At 43.7% G+C, this 16,906-nt stretch carries 20 protein-coding genes; 9 read left to right on the forward strand and 11 right to left on the reverse strand.

Annotation, left to right across the window (positions count from 1 at the left end):
• Nucleotides 1-95: 95 nt before the first annotated feature.
• The 3 genes from IC007_RS09480 to IC007_RS09490 form a co-directional block, all read right to left on the reverse strand.
• Entirely contained in the window at nucleotides 96-764 is a 669-nt protein-coding gene (locus IC007_RS09480; protein WP_149528664.1) for a PD-(D/E)XK nuclease family protein, read from the reverse strand.
• 302 nt (nucleotides 765-1,066) lie between these two features.
• The gene (locus IC007_RS09485) at nucleotides 1,067-1,537 is read right to left on the reverse strand and encodes an AAA-associated domain-containing protein (protein ID WP_054845981.1); all 471 of its coding nucleotides are present in this window, start codon (nucleotides 1,535-1,537) and stop codon (nucleotides 1,067-1,069) included.
• Nucleotides 1,538-1,630: 93 nt separating this feature from the next.
• Complete coding sequence (locus IC007_RS09490; RefSeq protein WP_054845982.1) at nucleotides 1,631-2,017, reverse strand: hypothetical protein; 387 nt, start codon at nucleotides 2,015-2,017, stop codon at nucleotides 1,631-1,633.
• A gap of 53 nt (nucleotides 2,018-2,070) precedes the next feature.
• Here IC007_RS09490 and IC007_RS09495 point away from each other — a divergent pair, with 53 nt between their 5' ends.
• Complete coding sequence (locus IC007_RS09495) at nucleotides 2,071-2,433, forward strand: hypothetical protein (RefSeq protein WP_054845983.1); 363 nt, start codon at nucleotides 2,071-2,073, stop codon at nucleotides 2,431-2,433.
• Here the strand turns inward: IC007_RS09495 and IC007_RS09500 are convergent.
• The gene (locus IC007_RS09500; RefSeq protein ID WP_149528665.1) at nucleotides 2,420-3,559 is read right to left on the reverse strand and encodes an aminotransferase-like domain-containing protein; all 1,140 of its coding nucleotides are present in this window, start codon (nucleotides 3,557-3,559) and stop codon (nucleotides 2,420-2,422) included. The genes IC007_RS09495 and IC007_RS09500 overlap by 14 nt on opposite strands.
• Nucleotides 3,544-4,488, reverse strand: a complete 945-nt coding sequence (locus tag IC007_RS09505; protein ID WP_149528931.1) for an ornithine cyclodeaminase family protein — start codon at nucleotides 4,486-4,488, stop codon at nucleotides 3,544-3,546. The genes IC007_RS09500 and IC007_RS09505 overlap by 16 nt, the downstream gene beginning before the upstream one ends.
• A 61-nt stretch (nucleotides 4,489-4,549) precedes the next feature.
• On the opposite strand from IC007_RS09505, the gene sul12a reads away from it, so the two are divergent.
• A complete protein-coding gene (sul12a, locus tag IC007_RS09510; protein ID WP_054845984.1) occupies nucleotides 4,550-4,879 on the forward strand; it encodes a Sul12a family chromatin-organizing protein in 330 nt (109 codons plus the stop codon).
• Here the strand turns inward: sul12a and IC007_RS09515 are convergent.
• The 3 genes from IC007_RS09515 to IC007_RS09525 are packed head-to-tail and all read right to left on the reverse strand — an operon-like array spanning nucleotide 4,845 to nucleotide 6,559.
• Nucleotides 4,845-5,543 (reverse strand): polyprenol monophosphomannose synthase, encoded by a 699-nt coding sequence (locus IC007_RS09515; RefSeq protein WP_054845985.1) that lies wholly within the window; start codon nucleotides 5,541-5,543, stop codon nucleotides 4,845-4,847. The genes sul12a and IC007_RS09515 overlap by 35 nt on opposite strands.
• The gene (locus tag IC007_RS09520) at nucleotides 5,530-6,000 is read right to left on the reverse strand and encodes a DUF1947 domain-containing protein (protein WP_054845986.1); all 471 of its coding nucleotides are present in this window, start codon (nucleotides 5,998-6,000) and stop codon (nucleotides 5,530-5,532) included. Before IC007_RS09520 ends, IC007_RS09515 begins: the two co-directional genes overlap by 14 nt.
• Nucleotides 6,001-6,007: 7 nt before the next feature.
• Complete coding sequence (locus tag IC007_RS09525) at nucleotides 6,008-6,559, reverse strand: M48 family metallopeptidase (protein WP_054845987.1); 552 nt, start codon at nucleotides 6,557-6,559, stop codon at nucleotides 6,008-6,010.
• A 469-nt stretch (nucleotides 6,560-7,028) separates the two neighbouring features.
• On the opposite strand from IC007_RS09525, the gene IC007_RS09530 reads away from it, so the two are divergent.
• From IC007_RS09530 to IC007_RS09540, 3 genes are all read left to right on the forward strand, one after another.
• Nucleotides 7,029-7,769 (forward strand): hypothetical protein, encoded by a 741-nt coding sequence (locus IC007_RS09530; protein ID WP_054845988.1) that lies wholly within the window; start codon nucleotides 7,029-7,031, stop codon nucleotides 7,767-7,769.
• A gap of 220 nt (nucleotides 7,770-7,989) precedes the next feature.
• On the forward strand, nucleotides 7,990-8,739 hold the full coding sequence (locus tag IC007_RS09535; RefSeq protein ID WP_149528666.1) for a hypothetical protein: 750 nt from the start codon (nucleotides 7,990-7,992) through the stop codon (nucleotides 8,737-8,739).
• A 95-nt stretch (nucleotides 8,740-8,834) separates the two neighbouring features.
• Nucleotides 8,835-9,848, forward strand: coding sequence for a zinc-dependent dehydrogenase (locus IC007_RS09540; RefSeq protein ID WP_149528667.1), 1,014 nt, complete (start codon nucleotides 8,835-8,837; stop codon nucleotides 9,846-9,848).
• On the opposite strand, the gene IC007_RS09545 is transcribed toward IC007_RS09540, so the two are convergent.
• Together IC007_RS09545 and IC007_RS09550 are read right to left on the reverse strand one after the other, a co-directional pair.
• Nucleotides 9,777-10,685 carry a cobalamin biosynthesis protein gene (locus IC007_RS09545; protein ID WP_054845990.1) on the reverse strand — a complete coding sequence of 303 codons (909 nt, stop codon included), beginning with the start codon at nucleotides 10,683-10,685 and terminating at the stop codon, nucleotides 9,777-9,779. The genes IC007_RS09540 and IC007_RS09545 overlap by 72 nt on opposite strands.
• Nucleotides 10,643-11,386, reverse strand: coding sequence for an adenosylcobinamide-GDP ribazoletransferase (locus tag IC007_RS09550; RefSeq protein ID WP_054845991.1), 744 nt, complete (start codon nucleotides 11,384-11,386; stop codon nucleotides 10,643-10,645). The genes IC007_RS09545 and IC007_RS09550 overlap by 43 nt, the downstream gene beginning before the upstream one ends.
• A gap of 13 nt (nucleotides 11,387-11,399) precedes the next feature.
• On the opposite strand from IC007_RS09550, the gene IC007_RS09555 reads away from it, so the two are divergent.
• The gene (locus tag IC007_RS09555; RefSeq protein ID WP_149528668.1) at nucleotides 11,400-12,788 is read left to right on the forward strand and encodes a cobyric acid synthase; all 1,389 of its coding nucleotides are present in this window, start codon (nucleotides 11,400-11,402) and stop codon (nucleotides 12,786-12,788) included.
• A 15-nt stretch (nucleotides 12,789-12,803) separates the two neighbouring features.
• Nucleotides 12,804-13,922 (forward strand): GMP synthase (glutamine-hydrolyzing), encoded by a 1,119-nt coding sequence (locus IC007_RS09560; RefSeq protein WP_149528669.1) that lies wholly within the window; start codon nucleotides 12,804-12,806, stop codon nucleotides 13,920-13,922.
• Nucleotides 13,923-14,016: 94 nt separating this feature from the next.
• On the opposite strand, the gene IC007_RS09565 is transcribed toward IC007_RS09560, so the two are convergent.
• On the reverse strand, nucleotides 14,017-14,409 hold the full coding sequence (locus IC007_RS09565; protein ID WP_054845992.1) for a CBS domain-containing protein: 393 nt from the start codon (nucleotides 14,407-14,409) through the stop codon (nucleotides 14,017-14,019).
• A gap of 52 nt (nucleotides 14,410-14,461) precedes the next feature.
• On the opposite strand from IC007_RS09565, the gene htpX reads away from it, so the two are divergent.
• Nucleotides 14,462-15,445 carry a zinc metalloprotease HtpX gene (gene htpX / locus IC007_RS09570; protein WP_149528670.1) on the forward strand — a complete coding sequence of 328 codons (984 nt, stop codon included), beginning with the start codon at nucleotides 14,462-14,464 and terminating at the stop codon, nucleotides 15,443-15,445.
• A 240-nt stretch (nucleotides 15,446-15,685) separates the two neighbouring features.
• Nucleotides 15,686-16,726 (forward strand): phospholipase D-like domain-containing protein, encoded by a 1,041-nt coding sequence (locus IC007_RS09575; protein WP_149528671.1) that lies wholly within the window; start codon nucleotides 15,686-15,688, stop codon nucleotides 16,724-16,726.
• Nucleotides 16,727-16,906 lie beyond the last annotated feature (180 nt).

Here is a 16,906-nt window from a genome sequence, read left to right on the forward strand (position 1 = left end):
TAATATAAATTCCTGATTTAAACTATTCGTGTATTACGACAAATGAAAGAAAAGGAATAACTATTACGACTAGGCGAAAAAGATGTAAATTGCTTTCATTGTTCCCTGTCGCATCTGGCTTTATGGACACAGTATTTGCACTGCCAGCTCATGTCCTGGTTCTGTTTAGCCTCTGGAGGAGGAGTCTCCCTCTTGAGCAGGTAACCGTGAAGCGACTCTGACCTTTCTAAGGTCTTATTGTAGAGGTCCTGGTCGAAGTTCATTGGTATTTCCTCAATTTCGAAGTTGCTCCTATCCACGTAAAGGAGTATACCGTGCGATCTAGGATAAGCCCTCAAGTACATGTTCAGTTGTGCTCTGTGTTCCAGTTTAGGTAAGAACCCCTTCCTTAACTTGTCCTGAAGGTCGTCAACACTTTTGACCTCGACTATGTATCTCTCTTTCGTAAACTGTATAATTATTATGTCGTCAGCTCTACCCGAGAAGACTATCTCGCTGTTAGAAGGATGAGGTATCCTTATAGGTACCTCACTTATTACGTTGATCCCCTGTTCTTCCTTGAGTAGATCTGCAATGAGCTCGTGAAGTGCACTACCTAGAACAGTGAACCTTGTGCTTTCATACCCTATGGATACTGGGTACATCCTGTCATAGTACTGTTTCCTCACACAATTCCATATCTGTGAAGGCCAATATTCTCCATCGAAGCTGTCCTTGATCTCGTTCTCTGACAAGCGTTTATAAATGATTTCCTTCACTACCATAGAGATTTCATGGGCTATAATTTTAAAAATATTGTGGACGTTTTTATATTTGGTTTTATTTTAACAATAATAATTCATAGAAACGACTGTTTAATGCGACCCTTTCTCATCTAGGGGTGCTGAACTGGGAACAATAGAACTTTTACCCTTGAATTAAATTTTTGTATGATAGTTACAGGAAGATATTCTATTCTCTTCATCATCTAGCATATGAGATTTAGCACTTTAGGTGATGTGATTAAACACACGTATGGACAACTAACAAAATATGCTCAAGTTTTGCAGAAGTATTTCGAAGATCCTCATTGGTTTACCTTGAACCTCTCTTCATCAACGAGGGAAATTAGACCTGAATAGACTCCCCATTCAGCAAGTGTGATCTGAAGGTCATATTTACCTTGAGGGGAATTATAGCTCTGTATTCCTTTCCTTTCTAACTCATCCATTAGTTCATCTAGAGTGAACTCTTTCAACTCTACCGCAGTCTTGAAGGGTTCTACGTCCCTTATGGACTCTAGGATGAGCTTTTTCCTTTGTTTTAAGTTAGCGTTAAGGAACTGTAATCCTTTATCTGCGATGATTATATCGCCTCCTCCTATAGTGACGAAGCCTAGGTAGCTAGCAGTGTAAACTATAGGCATCATGTCATCTATGTCGATCCCCATATCCATGGCGAGTTCGTAGAGGTCAGCTTTACCACCGTAATTGTTATTGAGAACCATCAGAAGCCCCACTAGGTCAGCTATCCTGGCATTAGGATCTATTAACTCCATATGAAGATTTAAAAGAGACTCTAGATTTAAAAGTGATGCAGAGATTTCTTTCTATTTATTGTATTGATTGCTTTTCCCAGCTTTAATGTTAGGTTATGTTTTTCGGTCAGCTTTGTTACTAATAATATTATTTTTCTCTGCCATTAAACCGCCTATTACAGTTAACAAAGGAAAGATGTAGAATCCTAAGACCATGAGTATATCTACCGCAGAAATGAAAGAGGAGGAACCGAACTCTGCAAGGGCCCTGTCATGTGCTCCAGAGATAGCTGACGTCACTATCTCTAACCCTCCTATCAATGTTGAGATTAAGGGAATGTGCTTCCTTGAGGCTAGCATGAAGAGCGAAATCAGGACAGCTAAAGCTACCACGGTTCCTCCAGTTACGAGGGGAGGAACCACACGAAATAGGAGGAGTCCGCCCATCGCAAGAGCTACAGCTGACCCTAGGAGACCGACCTTAAGGAGGTTAAGCCACACAGCGTAATATCGAAAGGAAGGTATTTAAAGAGTTTCATTTCAACATTATCTTCGTGGAGTCAAAATCATTAACTCAAAATCAGTTCTTCTCATACTTCATGACCACCTCCGACATGTATCTGAATCTTTCAAAGAGCAGTGACGTTGTACCTACTAGGTGCGAGTTACTCTACGAATCAGTTAGCAGTTCTATAAAGATGCTTCAGTACTACTTTCACATAGACAAACCGAGGGATGAGGCGGTGAGAATTTTGTCTGACATACTAGGAGACTGGGTCCAAGAAGCCTACGACATAGCCCTGAAACTGCACTACGATGGATATATCTCGGAGAACCTCTTGGAGGAAGACCTTGCAGTTTACGAGGAGAAGATCAGATCCTTTGTGAGGGACGCTGAAGAAGTCATAACTGGTTAACGCTCTTTCTCAGAATTTCAACCCCTCTTCTTATTTCTTCTTCTTTTGCGTTGGTTATGCTCAACCTAGCCATGGTATTCCCTCCGCGTAAGAAGAAAGGTTTAGCTGGTACGAAGCTCAGTCCTCCCTTCACAGCTTCCCTGAAAACAGACCAACTGTCCTTTTTCAAGTCCAAGAGGAGAAAGAAGCCGCAGGACGGTTTATTAAACAAGTCGAAGCCGTTCTCCGTCAGAGAGTCTGTGAGGACTTTCATCTTGTTAGAGTAGTGCTCGCTCATTCTGGACGACAGGTCCTTTATTAACCCCTTCTTAAGTAGGAGCGATACCACGTACTGATTTACCGTAGAGGTAGAGAAGTCAAGTTGCTCCAGGAGGGATATCTTCTCCATGATTTTCCTGTCTCCCACTGCGAACCCAACCCTTAACCCTGGGGCAAGGATTTTACTGAAACTGCCTACGTATATTACTTTTCCCCAGTTATCGAAGTTCTTGATAGGAGGTGGAACTTTACCCGCTATGGGTCTGTACGGGTCGTCCTCTATGACGAAGAAGTCGCTCTCGTGGGCTAGCTCCGCTATCTCTTTCCTCTTCTCGACTGACATGGTCACACCTGCGGGATTATGGCAATTTGGTATTACATAAAGTAGCTTTATCTTAGTTACCTTGGTCAGACTCCTCACCATGTCCACATCTATTCCGTCCCCCTTCACGTCGAAGGGAAGGGAAACGGAAGCCCTAAGTTTCATGGTGTTGAATGTCTCCACAAAGGTAGGATTTTCAACTCCTACAACGTCGTTCTCGAGGAAGTACTTTGAAATTAGCTCCATTGCGTGCTGAGCCCCGCTTGTTACCACTGTCATGTCGTCTTTCGTTGTGACGTTCAGCAAAGGCAGAAAGTGCTTGTTTATGCTCTCTATCAATTCCTCCTGTCCTCCGGCCCCTGGGTAAATGAGTGACTTGAAGCCTATATTCTCTATTACCTCGTTGTATGCCTCCTCAATCTCTTTCACGGGCATGACTGCAGGGTCTGGGTTTCCACTGGCTAGGTTTATCTCCACCTTCTTCGCTATCTGAGACCCTAGTTCCACGGGCGATAGCCTAATTTCCCTTCCTATTCTCGACGCCATTTGCCTTTAACCTCCAGTTCTAACGCATTCCCCTTCCTTTTAACTTCCTCATAAAGTGATGACATAACTGCGACGTCTTCTAGACCTATTCCAACGGACTTAAACAAGGTCACTAAACCCTCCTCCCTCCTAGCTTTCGCCCTGCCTGAGATCATGGAAGAGATCGTAACTATTTTGTTTTCGTCTAACATCCCCATTTTCTTGGAAAGGATCAAGTCCCCAGCCTCTTCCAAAGCCATGTCCACGTCCTCTACTACTATCATGGAAGAGCTCTTCACCACTTCAGGGTAAAGTTCGCTCTTCTCAGGTATGTTGGACCCCATAGCGTTGACGTGAGTTCCCTTGTTCAGATAATCGAGCTTAAGGAAAGGATCCTTGGCTCTGGTTATTGTAACCACGACCTCGCTCTCCTTACATAGGGTTTTCATGTCCACGGGGAACACCTTGATCCCTTTGCTCTGCAAGTAGCTCAACGCGTTCTTCATCCTGTCCTGACTCCTGGTGAAGACGTCTATCTTAACTCCGGGCTTCAGTTCGTGGAAAGCCTCAATCTGAGCTAGCCCTTGCTTCCCCAAGCCTATGATCCCTACGGAAGAGTAAGCTTTGACTGTGAAATCTGAGGCTAAAACCGAGAGAGCCCCTGTTCTGATCTGAGTCAGCCTGTCAGACTCTATCATGGAGAGTATTTCTCCGTTCTTATCAAACAGTGTTGACATGAAAGTGCCGTTCACGAACGTCTTGTAACCCAAGTATTCTCTGAACCCACCAGCTTGATACGTTAAAGTAGACCCAGATATGGAAGTCCTCATCCTTTTTGAATTGACAGCCATTTTCCTATCTAAAAACTCGAATGCTTCCCTCATTGCAGAATAAGCCATGGGGTATGTTAGAGTAGAGTTCACGTCCACTTCTCTGATCAGGAGGGCCAATGTTACCATTAGAACTACGTGCCTCCATGTTTAAAAGATATTCTACCCTAAAGGAGAAGACATGGAACTTCCCCCAAGGTTACAGGACATAGTTGCGTTAATCAAGGAAAAAGGCGTTGTGAACATGACGGACTTAGCTCTGCAATTGAAGGTATCTCCTAAGACTATGAAAGGATACGTGAGGGAGTTGATGAGGACTGGATTGGTGGAGATGGACTCTGAAGGCAATATCAGGATAAGCCAGAAGCAAGATGAGAACTTTGAGGAGAAAGTGAAGAAGATCTTAGAAATACATGAGAGTCAGATATCGATGTTGATGAAGGAGGTAGTGGAGCTGAAGGATCAGGTAGCTAAGCTCAAGAAGAGAAGAGGAGAGAAACTAGAAACTTGAACCACCTCACTATTTCCCCGTTGTTGAGCTTGCTCTTCCCTACTTCCCTGTCCTTAAATACGATAGGGTATTCTCCCATCTTTAGGTTGGACTTCAATGCTCTATAAATGCTACATATTTGGAACTCATATCCGTCAGCGGAGTTGCAGTTGAGAGCCTCTCTCGCTGCTCTCGCTGAATACACTCTATAGTTAGACGTGTTGTCTTTAAGGTAAGACCTCATTGCTACTCGGAACAAGAAGTTAGCTCCCTTGCTTACTATCCTCCTCTTCAGGGGCCAGTTCTCAATCCCTCCTCCTTTAACGTATCTGGACCCCACCACTATGTCATACCCTCCTTCCTCTGCCATCTTGAGCATTCCAGGGAGGTAAGCAGGGTCGTGGCTGAAATCTGCGTCCATGGTGACTATTAATTCGCTCTCAGTCTTCAATGCTCTCTCTAGCCCAGTCCTGATGGCTGAACCCAGACCCCTCTCGTTAGTCCTCACTATCACTTCCAAGTTCTTCATCTCCATCTTCCTCAGTACGTCGTAAGTACCGTCAGGGCTGTTATCGTCTACAACCAAGTAGTTTAAAGAGGGGATAGCCTCATTCATGACTTTGAGGAGCTTGACTATGTTGTCCTTCTCGTTATAGGTGGGTATAACGACGCTAGTTTTCCTCATTGCATAATCCCCATAGCTCATCTTTAAGGTGGTGTACGTTTACGCCGAATTTTCCCTTGCCGTTCTTGGTGGCCTCGACAGCCTCATCTACAACCTTTAGTATCGATACTGGAACTCCCTGAAGTGTCCTTGCTAACACGAATGTGCCAGGCTTCACTTCACAGTGGTATTCCTTTATCCCAGGCACGAAAAGGTCAGCTCCCTTCACTAGAGCCTTTACAGCACCCTCATCAACAGAGACATATGGAACCTTTAGGCTTAGCTTCATTACTCCGCACAGAGTGGGTAATAGCACGTCCTCGTATGAGAAGAAGGACAAGACTCGATTTACGAAGTAATACTTTTTCTTCTTTTCCTTGCCTATCTCTATTTTTCCGCTTAAATCCACACCGTAATTTCGCTTTATTATTTCGCCTATTTCTTCGCTTTCTTTCTCTGATAAAACATGTCTCTGCATTTATTTCCTATGACCAGTTGTAGTTTAGGTTCTTAAGTCTTGTCGAGACGTCTGGATGTGTAGAAAGGATAGAAGCTTCCCTGTCGCCGTAAGAAGATATCAGGCTAACCAAGTCCTGACAGGGGACTAACCTAAGTGCGTATCTATCTGCCTCCAGCTCAAATTTCCTCGATAAGCTCTTCTGCGCTAACATTGCAAGGAGGAGAACCGGGATTGCGACCCAGCTCATTCCGTCGAGTAAGAGGAACATCGAAATGGTTATGAGAGAACCCATCAGTAAAGCCATTTTCACGTGATGATTTCTCTCTAGGTGTCCAATCTCGTGTGCTATCACTGCTTTCAACTTGTTCTCATCTAAGGAAGCAGCGCTCTCTGTAAGGAAAATGTATCCTTTCCTTAGCCCCCTGATAGAGAAAGCGTTGATCTGAGAGTGTCCCCTCATTACTCTAACCTCATATTTCTCTTCGCTAATTAGGTAACTTTTCCTTTTCATGATCCACGGAAGGGCAGTGAAAGGGAATACTATGATTAAGGATAGTAGTAATAAGTAACTATACATAAGATAAGAGGGGCGGTACTACTATATTAAATATAGTAGTTTCGGCCACCCCTCTGAAAAAATTAGGGCTCGTGTTTGACTGCTCTTTCTATATCTATTATAAGAAACAAAACTCCTTTACCTTTAGGGGAAGGTTTTTTGATTCTATTTCACCAATCTACTATTTCTTTTGATATAATATAATTCTTTACTTCCTTTTGGAAGAAGAGTTATCAATAATTACCGACTTAAGTTAAACGCTATTCATACTATCAATCTTTATTTTTACGTATAACTAAACATTTTTTAGCTATAAACACAAGAATCTCCTGTTCTATCCTGAGATAACTATAAATAGAATAACTTAACTCATAATTACCGTAGTTAAACAAGATTTAATATTTTAAGATTATTATTGATTTTTCTTATAGTTTAATAAAAAGTAAAACGAAATTTTTAAAAGCTAAGAATTCTGATATTTCACTTAGAGATGGAAAGTAAATATTCTGAAATAGTCAAAGTCAACCTTCCGCGAGGAGTGTTAATTAAGATTATCAGTAATCCATTCGTTTTCATGTCTGTCACAACACACTTTGTCGTCCTGAGGAAGCTGGAGAATGGAAATTATTTGGCTTCGCTTATAAATGATGGAGAAATAGGCAAGACGAAGCAGGAGTCCTATTACGGTGAGATCCTACCAGCCAGCATGGTAGGATCTACAGTAATATACAAAGGCGAGTCCTTTGACAAGAAGATCAGGCTCGAGGCATCAGTTGATCTATCGTTCTTTGCAAAGGACGGATCAGTCAATATTTCAATGACAATATCCACAGAAGACAAAGGACTTCTAGGCTGGGGTAAGGCCAAGTTCCCCATAACCGCTGAGCATGTGATAAAAGGCCATGTAATTCCAAACATTAAGAATTTCTCGTGTTTGATCAATGAGATGAACGAATCATGGACTGTCGACCCTATCGATGTAGCTAAATACGTGATGATGAAAGCTAAACAGATAGAAAGTGGATTAATTCTAGTCCACAATTGTAGTACTTACGCATCATTCAAGGTCGAAGACGGGCAGATAAGCAAAGCTTCAGGTAAGTTCGGGAATCTCCTGATAACTGGTAACGATGTCCTAATGAAGTTACTGCAAGAAAAGGAGAAGCTGACCTTAGAGATAGCAGACCCTTCAATGTTTAAAATAATAGAGGTAGTGAATGAAGTCCTTTAATATTATATGGCCGCCTGAAGAGCAGATTTCTATTCAGAATTTCCGTGGTAATATCAGGTTTCATAAAAGATACTCCAGCACTATGTTGATCTTAGACGGAATTGAATTTTTATCCTTTGACGCTCAATTTATAAGTCTAATCGAAGTGTAAGTTTAAATAGAGATAATCCGAGAATTTTCTAGGCATATGTTGGAAATAATAAAAAACGGTGGTGAAAAAATGGAAGATAGCTATAGCGAGTCGATGAAGATCGACATACCGCGTGGGTTACTAATCAAGATAATATCTGATCCATTTATCTTTATGTCAACTACTGGTCACATCATAGTGTTGAGGAAACTCGACAGTGGTAACTACTTGATCGGCACAATAAATGATAGGGTTTTAAACGACAAAATAACCGAAAAGTCGAAGACAGACCTCTTCATCGGTGAACTGTCTCCTCCGAACTTCACTGGCTCTATGTTAATTTACAGAGGAGACACATTTGACGGTAAGGTCATTTTCGAGATAGTTGCCGACTTGACGTCATTTTCAAGGGATATGTCTCTGAACTTCTCCATGAAGCTTAAAGTCGATGAAGGAATACTGGGTTTCTTCAAGAACAGGTTAGCTACTGCAGAACACGTAATAAAATCACACGTAATTCCCACTTTTAAAAAGTTCTCTGATCTGACTAAAGAGGCAAGCGAACTGACGTTAATTGAGCCAGTAGACATACCGAAGTATATAGTTACGAAAGCTAAGCAGACCTTCAACGGGATAATGATGGTATACAACCCAAATATCTATGCCTTATTTAAGGTGGAGAACGGAACTATAACTAGGTCAGTAGCTAAGGTAGGAGAAACGTCGCTGAATGGGAACGACGTGTTGTTCAGATTAATTCAGGAAAGAGAGAAACTGACCGTAAAGACATTGGACCCATTAATGCTCAACGTCACCAGTATGGTCAATGAGTTAGCTTAAAGTACTCGGGCTAGTTTGTCATCACTTTCTCATTTTTCCTACTTCTGACCTCCACATCACGCTTTTTTATTCTCACCCGACTTGTGTCTCCTGAGATGAAATCTGTAGTCTTAGAAAACGGCAAAGTCGTGATTAAAGACGTGGAAATACCTAAGCTGTCTAAGGGTGATGTGCTGATAAAGATGAGGTCCTGCGGGCTGTGTGGGACAGACGTCGAGAAGATATGTGGTCAATACACTGCTTCCCAGCCCATCCTGGGACACGAACCTGCAGGCGTGGTTGAGGAGAGCATGGCCGAAGGTTTAAACAAGGGGGATAGGGTTTTCGCCCATCACCACGTCCCATGTTATGAATGCTACTACTGCAGAAAAGGAAGCCCCACCATGTGTCCTTACTACAGGAAAACTAACCTAGACCCAGGAGGTTTCTCGGAGTACTTCAGGGTGCCTGCATGGAACGTTGAAAGAGGGGGGATTCTCAAGCTCCCTGATAATGTGTCCTTTGATGAAGGCTCCTTCGTAGAACCCCTGGCTACGGTGGTGAGGGGGCAGAGGAGGGTGAAGATAGACGATGGTGACTACGTCCTCGTGGTGGGTGCAGGCCCCATGGGTCTACTTCATGTCATGACCGCTAAAAGGAACGGAGCAGGCGAGGTCATTGTAAGCGACGTTTCTGACTTCAGGGTCGAGTTCGCGTCTAAGATTGCAGACCATTCTCTGAATTCGGCTAAAGTCAAGGTCCATGAGGAGGTGAGAAGACTAACTGACGGTCGCGGAGCAGACGTTGTTATAGTGGCTTCTGGCTCACCGAGGGCCATCCTAGACGGGCTCAGGTCAGTGAGGAAGGGAGGCAGACTTCTCCTTTTCGGAGTTCCCTTCAAAGGGACGGTACTAGACTATGATGTGAGCGACCTTATGAACAACGAGATATCAGTGATTTCGTCAAACGCCGCGGTTGAGGAGGACACCAGGGAAGCGCTTTCCATGCTTGAGAGGAAAGAGGTAAACGTCGAAAAGCTGGTAACCCACAGGTTTCCCCTAGATCAGTTCGAGGACGCCGTAAGGATATCCAAGGAAGGAAAGACCATAAAGGCAGTAATCTACGCTTAGCATAAAGATCAGGAAAAGAAAGAGGGTGACCCTGAATAGAGTTAAGGCTCTCTTCAAGTCTTCTGGGTTAGGGAGGTCCTTAGCAGGATTTTCAGAGTAAATTCCTCTCTTCTCCAATTTAACGTCAAGCAGCCCCGCAGCACAGGGGATGGGATACCTCGCGTTCAGGCTCTCGATTTTGGAAGAAGAGACCATCCTCATGCATCTGTAGACATTCATCCTCAAAAGAAGTCCTGCTATCATCATGAAGATCGCTGTAATCCTAGCTGGCACGTAGTTCATGAGAGTATCAACTTTGGCGGAGAACCATCCTTCCCTCTCAAGTTCAGGAGTCCTGTAACCCACCATGCTATCCATCGTGTTTGAAAGCCTCTGCAGGAGAGCTCCCGGTATTCCCAGGACAAGGAACCAGAAAAGGGGAGAGACTATTCCGTCTACTGTGCTCTCAAAGAGTGACTCTATAGCCGCTGATATGACGTGGCCCTCATCCTCTTCGGCGAGGTTTCTCCTTACAAGCTGCTGTGCGTTCTCTTTACCTTTCTCACCTACACTCCCCTTCACTAGCCTGTAGAGCATTGTGATCGAGAACGACACTTTCAGTGAGAAGACTGCGAGCACGACTTTCATTAACCAGGGAATATCAAGAGAGTATAGAATTGAAAGGATCAGGAGGATAGGAACTACAGAAACCATCCACAGGAACACACCGTACGCTCTACCTCTGAAAGGTCTAGTGAGCCTTTCAGCTATCCTTCCCGTCCACACAACCGGGTGGACAAGGTAAGGAGGCTCCCCTACAAGGTCGAGAGCAAGAGCGAGAACAGCGACGTAGAACACTTCAGGTCACCTAGGAGGAAGATCGGAAAGGACAGAGTTATCACCGCACCAACAACATCTCCTGAAGAACCGCCTAAGTTTCTTTCTATGCCAAGGGAGACCGCTATCATGAAAATTAGAATTAGAAGAGTATAAAATGAGAGGAAAGGGATCATTGTCAGGATCAGCAGGGGGTAATACCTTCTTAGATATTTTGAGAAGGTTAAGCCCAGGAAGCTTCCCTCTAGAGGGGTAGAGAGTACTAAAGACAGCATCCCAACTCCCCTGCTCAAGACTTCTGCAGACACTAACGGAACCAGGGAGGAGAGGGGTGATCTTAAGTTCGAAACTGCAGTCAAGAATAAAGAAATGTAGACCAAGGTAGCTCCTATTCCCCCTGCACCGACTTGGACGTCCTTGAGAGCCCTCATTTTCTTCTCCTTTCCTATCGCCATCAACGCGTCTCCAGTGTCCAGGAGACCGTCAAGGTGATGGAAACCTCTGAAGAGCTCCACGAAAGCCAAGAGAAGGAAACTCGAAGCTTCACCTAGGAGCGATCGCGTCAAAAGGAGGAAACCGAAGTCTGTTAGCCCTGCAGTTAAGCCCACCAGTAAAGGTGCGATGAAGCTCACTGATGCAACTTCTTCCAGCTGTACGTTTACTCTAACCGGAATTATCGAGAAGAAGGCGTACTGTGCTATTACCGCTTTTATTTTCTGCATCAGGTAATAACAAGTGACTCTTCTAATAGCTTCTACGATGAGCGACTCCGGGAAATCAATGGTAGTGGCCGGGCTATCAAGGGCATTCAAGGCACGCCCAGTGAAGGTTCAAAACATGTCTCTGAACAGCTTCTCCACATACGACGGTGGAGAGATCTCGTTCATTCAAGCCTATCAGGCTATGGGGGCAGGGTTTACCCCGAGCAGAGAGAATAACCCGATATTGTTGAAACCTACAGGGAAAGGTGTGGAAGTCATCTTCATGGGTGAACCCCTTGGAGTGATGAAAGCCGACGAGTATTACTCGTCAATTGAAGATTATTGGCAAAAAATTAAGCAGGGAATAAAAAAAGACGACATAGTTGAGGGAGCTGGAGGGATGGGGGAACCCAACTTTCTAGACCGTGACATAACAGTACACAGGGTGGCCTCGGAACTGAAGGCTAACATAATCTTAGTCCTTGACATAGATAGAGGAGGAGCCTTCGCTTCAGCTTACGGCACTTACCTCATGTCTCCTCCGTCGGTGAGGGAAAGAATGAGGGGGTTCATTATAAACAAGTTCAGGGGAGACGAGAAACTCCTGGATCCTGCGACCTCATGGCTCGAGGAACGCACAAGCATGAAATACCTTGGTGTTATAGACTACGACGATGAATTCTCTATGATGCCTGAAGATTCAATGAACGTTTTCCCTTTCGGCGACGGAGAGCTTGACGTTGGAGTTATCGCATATCCTTACATGAGTAATTTCAATGAAGTCTTTGCACTGGCAAAGTCAAATTCCTCAGTAAGGTTCGTAAGGAAGAGAAGGGAAGTCGAGAAGAGCGACTTGTTAATCCTTCCAGGAACTAGGAACACAGTAGAGTCCCTGAAGTGGCTGAAGGAGAGAGGTCTAGACGATGTGATGAAGAGGAAACCTCTCATAGGGGTCTGCGGAGGATTTCAAATGATGGGACACAAGCTTCTGGACAAGGCTGGGTTAGAAAGCGGTAATCCGGGTGAATATCTAGGTCTGGGGATCTTCGATTTCGATGTAGTTTACGGGGAAAGGAAGGTGGTATCTCAGTCCTTGGCCATGGGAGGTGAACTTTCTGGGTATGAGATAAGGAGGGGAGAAGTAGTTTATGTTAACTCCAAGACCAGACCTCTTTACGTGATAGAGAGGAGGAACAACTTAACCGTTAGTGTGGAGGACGGAGCTTTCGAAGGAGATAAGTTAGGGCTCAGCATCCACGGTTTCATGTTCTCACCCCAGGGAAAGAGAATACTGCGTCAGTTCGGGATTGAGTCTACCTCTGGTAGTCTGGAACAAGAGGTGAAAGAGCAAGTATCCTCAATTGAAAAGAAAATTAGAGAGAAAATCGACTTGGATCAAATAGAGGAGATTTATAAATCCTGATACTTAACTCACTCGATGAGCTTTAACCCTTCATCTTTCCTCGATGAGATTTCTCCTCAACTAAGGGAGAAGGTAGGCAACTCCAAGGTCCTGGTAGCGGTGAGCGGGGGAGTTGATAGTACTACTGCGGCAGCTTTAGCGTACAAGATACTCGGAGAAAATGTAATTCCAGTGATGATAGACACTGGATTCCTGAGGGAGAACGAAGCCGTCTCAGTGAAGGAGATGACCAAAGAAGTGATACCTAACCTCGTCATAGAGGACCAGTCAGAATTCTTCCTCTCCTCTCTGGAAGGTTTGAAGGATGCAGAGGAGAAGAGGAAGAAGTTCAGGGATCTCTTTTACGAGACAATTTCTTCTTTAGCTAGAAAATATGGAACCAACATGATGATCCAAGGTACGATCGCCGCTGACTGGGTTGAGACTCAGGGAGGGATCAAGACCCAACATAACGTGCTAGTGCAGTTGGGGATAAACACAGAGTCGACTTGGGGCTTCACAGTAGTAGAACCATTGGCAGACTTGTACAAGAACGAGGTCAGGGAGCTAGCCAGGTATTTAGGTCTACCTCCAGAAATATCGGAAAGACAACCTTTTCCGGGACCGGGGCTTCTGATAAGAGTGGTAGGAGAGGTCAAGATAGAGAAACTGATGGTTGAGAGAAGGGCTAACACTGTGGTGGAGAAAGCACTGTCAAGGAAAGGTCTCTCTCAATATTTCGCGGTGGTTTTCGACTCGGATTCGGAAGAGGACAAGCAGAAATCTGCAGAAGTAGGAACCAGAGTCAGGGTATATAAGGCAAGAGCTACCGGTGTAAAAGGGGACGTAAGGTCTTACGGTCACATAGCCTCTGTGGAGGGAGATCTGAATTACGACGCCCTCAGACAGGACGTGTCAAAGCTTTCGAAATATGATGTAACTCACGTAATGTATTTAGTGAAACAGAGAGATCAAGGGAAGTACTCAGTTGGGATACGTGCAGTTCACACTGAGGACTTTATGACGGCTGATGTGCCTGAGTTGGGGCTCAGTGAACTGTTCTCTATAGCAGAAGAGATAATGAAAGATCCATTAGTGAAGGAAGTGCTTTTCGATGTTACATCGAAGCCGCCTGCAACGATAGAACTGGAGTGAAGCCTTTCATTTTCTAGGAAGAGATAAATTGGGGACTAGTATTAAAAAAGTAAAATAGAGAGAAGTTGTTTTGAGCTCTAGTTCTTTATTCTTATTATTGTTCGAACATGTTATCTAGTGCTTTCGCTATATCTCTAATAGAGATAATACCTTTCAACGCTCCGTTCTGGTCTACAACAGGAAGATGTCTGATATTATAGGATCTCATGAGGCTTAGGGCTCCAGTTACTGGCGCGTCTTCTCTAACGGTAATTAGGGATGATGTCATTGCCTCTTCAATGGGTGAGTCAATTGGTTTGCCCTTGCCTAAAGACCTCACTATGTCCCTTTCTGTCGTTATCCCTATGGGTTTCCCTGATTCGTCAACAATTATCACAGAACCTACGTTCTTCTCTGTCATTATTCTGGCTACCTCCTTTATAGTAGTTTTTTTCTCAGTTGATACTACACCTTCTTTCATGTACTCTTTTACTAACTCTTCTTCCATATTAGAAAATTAATTGGAAAAAACTTTAAGCTCTCCTATCAATAGTTTACATATGAATCTAACGGTAGTAAGGCTCAAGTTAAGTATGTTGATGGCTAGCATAGGGATAATTCTTCTTGGCTTAGCAGTAGGGTTAGTAGTAGCGAAGCTCGCGTTCGGAGCTTCGATAGGTACATCTCTAATAATAGGAATTCTGAGTTTCATAGTAGTACTCAACGTGATACAGTGGCTTTTCGGTCCTTATCTCATTCAGGCTGCCTATCACGTCCATGAGGTGAGTCCTAACGATCCTCAATATTCATGGCTTTATGGTTTAGTAGCCGAGGCAGCATCTTATAATAAAATAAGCATGCCTAAAGTTTTCATAGCCGACGTTCCTTTCCCCAACGCGTTCGCTTACGGTAGCCCTATAGCGGGAAAGAGGATAGCTTTCACCATGCCTATTTTAAGGCTACTGAATAGAGAAGAGCTCTTAGCTGTAGCAGGACACGAACTGGGTCACCTGAAGCACCGCGACGTGGAAGTCATGTTAGCTGTAGGTCTCATACCAGCCCTCATATTCTATTTAGGATACTGGCTTTTCTGGGGAGGAATGTTCGGTGAAGGAAACGGTAGGAATAACAACGGTGGACTAATTTTACTGCTGGGGCTTGCCATGGTCGTTGTGAGCTACCTCTTCCAGTTCTTAGTCCTATTCATAAATAGAATGCGTGAAGCTTACGCAGATGTGAACTCTGCCTCCACGGTTCCCGGAGGCGCTGAAAACCTTCAAACTGCACTAGCTAAATTGACTCTTTCCACTGATCCGAAAGCTATGGAGAAGTACAAGAAGAAACAAGGCGCAACTGGACAGATAAGCAGTATGTTGTTCTTCAATTCCCCTACAGACGAAGAAGTTCCCACTTACGACGCTAGAGAGCTGGTAGAGATATGGAAGCACACCAAAGTATCTCCTTTCGCAGATTTCTTCATGGATCATCCACATCCGGCTAAGAGAATCCAGCTACTGGAGAAGATGAAATACTCTAGCAACTGATTTTTTTCCTTCAATTAGATAAAGATATTTTACTTTTTGATGTAGGTATAAATATTATTTACTTTAATCTCTTAATTTCGTAAAATATTATGTAAATACTGGGATTACTGTGTTCTTATATCGTGAGTCCAAATGACTAATAACAAGTAAAGACTACGCTCTCAATTTCTATATATTTCCATATAGTAGTATATTGTTTAATTAGCTTATATTTAAATATAGTAATATCACGAGTAGCTTATGATAGACCGAGGATTCGGATTGGTCATTTTACTTGCCATGCTAATTACTATAGTCCCATTTCACGCATCATCAGCAGGAAGTAATTGGTACGTTAGCGTGAATCCCTCTCAGGTGAAGCTGATCGTGGGGCCTGATAACTCCTCTTACATAGAGACATTATTAACTCAAGCCAAGCATGCTGTTTACGTTGAAGCTTACGAGATTACTTGTACTGAGGTTACTAATGATCTTGCTAACCTGGCTAAACATGGAGTTCAGGTCTACCTAGTTCTATCAGGTCATGTCTACGGAGGGATTCCGTCCGACGAGAACGAATGTGTCTCCCGTCTAAACTCCTCTGGAGTTCACGTGAGATTCCAGTACAACTTCACATATGTCCATTCAAAGGTTTTCGTGATTGACAACTCCACGGTGATACTGGGATCCATGAACCCAACTTATTACGGGTTCAACATAGATAAAAGCATAGACTTAGTGGTTCAGAACTCTACCATAGCTAGGGTTTACGCTACGATAATATTGAACGATTATAGGAACATTCCAACTAACTCCGTGAACTATCCTGGTGTCGTAGTATCTCCAATAAACAGTGATAACTACATTTCGACTCTGCTGTCGCAACCCGGGACGCTTTATATAGCGATGGAAGAGCTCTACCCCAGCTCTGACCTGTTTTCCGAGATTTCATCTCACAACACCATCGTGGGAGTAGTGGCCACGTACTCGGAGGACAGCGAGGCAGCATCTCAGTTTGGATTCTCCCAAGTTAAAGACATGGTGGCAAAGGTGATAGTCGTAGGCGATTACGTCTATGTAGGTTCGGTTAATCTAGATTCCACGTCTTTGTCTCAAAATAGGGAGTTAGGAATTATAATAAAAGACCCTCAGTTAGCTTCCCAGCTAGAATCAGTCATAACTAGCTGGGGAGGGCATCCCTATCATCCTTCCTTTTTTGACAAATACAAGGAGTACATCGCAATAAGTGTAGTCGTAATTCTTATAATTTTAGCATTTGCAATCAAGAAATACAGAAAATGATGAGGGCAGGAAGACAGGATAACATAATATATTTTTAGATCTCTTTTTTAAAGAATTCTACAGCAAGGCGTATATGGATACATATATCGATAGCAGGATGTATCTATAGCAGGATGAAAAGCCTCGTCCCAGCTAGAGTCTTAGGACTCCTCCGGTGATTGTAATCATGTGTATATCTAT

The organism is Sulfuracidifex tepidarius, from assembly GCF_008326425.1.
Classification (GTDB): domain Archaea; phylum Thermoproteota; class Thermoprotei_A; order Sulfolobales; family Sulfolobaceae; genus Sulfuracidifex; species Sulfuracidifex tepidarius.